The sequence below is a fragment of the Streptomyces sp. SID8352 genome, from assembly GCF_009862265.1.
GTDB lineage: Bacteria > Actinomycetota > Actinomycetes > Streptomycetales > Streptomycetaceae > Streptomyces.
Window position 1 is genome coordinate 1 of sequence record NZ_WWGX01000114.1, and the last position, 1480, is coordinate 1480.

Sequence of the window (1480 nt, forward strand, 5' to 3'; positions counted from 1 at the left end):
TCCGTCTCCACCGTCGTCTTCGACGGCGGCGACACCGGCGGCTCACCCGACGGCGGCGTACCCGTCGCCGTCGCCGAGTTCTCCACCGAACCCGCATCCACATCGGCCTGCGTCACCGTATAGACGGCAGTACAGGTCACCGTGTCCCCGGGAGCCAGGGACGCGGTCCCCTCCTCCGGACAGTCCACCGCACCGAGCTTGCCGCTGCCGGTGAACTCGCCCTCGTCGACCGTCACGTCCTTCAGGGTGACGTTGCCGGTGTTGGTGACGGCGAAGCTGTACGTGATCTCCTCACCAGCCACCAGTGTGCCCGTGGAGGCCGACTTGGCCACGACGAGGCCGGGCTCCGGCGGTGACGGGATGGTCACCTCGGACGGCGGGGACACCGGCGGCTCGCCCCGAGGGGGAGTACCGGTCACTGTCGCGGAGTTGGTGAGCGAACCGGCGTCCACGTCGGCCTGGGTGACCGTGTAGGCGGCGGTGCATACGACCGTGTCGCCCGGTGCCAGCGAGGCGGCCCCGGCGGGGCAGTCCACCGCGCCGAGCTTGCCGCTGCCGCTGAACTCACCCTCGTCGATCTCGACGTCGGTGATCGTGACGTTGCCGGTGTTCTCGACGAGGAAGGTGTAGGTGACCTCCTCGCCGAGGACCAGCTTGTCCGGCTCACTGGTGGAGCCGGTCTTCACCACGGACAGACCCGGGTCGTCGTCGGTCTCCACCGTCGTCTCCGACGGCGGGGACACCGGCGGCTCACCCGACGGCGGCGTACCCGTCGCCGTCGCGGAGTTCTTCACCGAGCCGGCGTCCACGTCGGCCTGCGTGACCGTGTAGGTGGCCGTGCAGGTCACTGTCTCGCCGGGGGCCAGGGACGCGGTCCCCTCCTCCGGACAGTCCACCGCACCCAGCGTGCCGCTGCCGGTGAACTCCCCCTCGTCGACCTTCACGTCCTTGATCGTGACGTTCCCGGTGTTCTTGACGAGGAAGGTGTAGGTGATCTTCTCATCCACCACCAGCTTGTCGGTGGAAGCGGTCTTGACGACCTCCAACGCGGGCTCCACCGGCGACGGGACGGTCACCTCGGAGGGAGGCGACACCGGCGGCTCACCCCGCGGCGGAACACCCGTCCCGGTCGCGGAGTTGGTGATCGAACCCGCGTCCACATCGGCCTGCGTCACCGTATAGACGGCAGTACAGGTCATCTGCTCGCCCGAGGCCAGAGCCGCGGCCTCGTCGGCGGGACAGACCACCGCGCCCAGGTCGCCGCTGCCGCTGAACTCGCCCTCGTCCACCGTCACGTCCTTGATCGTGACGTTCCCGGTGTTCTTGACGAGGAAGGTGTAAGTGATCTCCTCACCCAGGACCAGCTTGTCCGGCTCCTGCGTGGAGGCGGACTTGACCACGGACAGACCCGGGTCGTCATCCGTCTCCACCGTCGTCTTCGACGGCGGCGACACCGGCGGCTCACCCGACGGCGGCGTAC

1 protein-coding gene is annotated in these 1480 nt (G+C 69.1%); it reads right to left on the reverse strand.

Going from position 1 to position 1480, the window contains the following annotated elements; genetic code table 11:
- The coding region (locus GTY84_RS32230) for a DUF11 domain-containing protein (RefSeq protein WP_202552518.1) at positions 1–1480 on the reverse strand (1480 nt) is incomplete at both ends.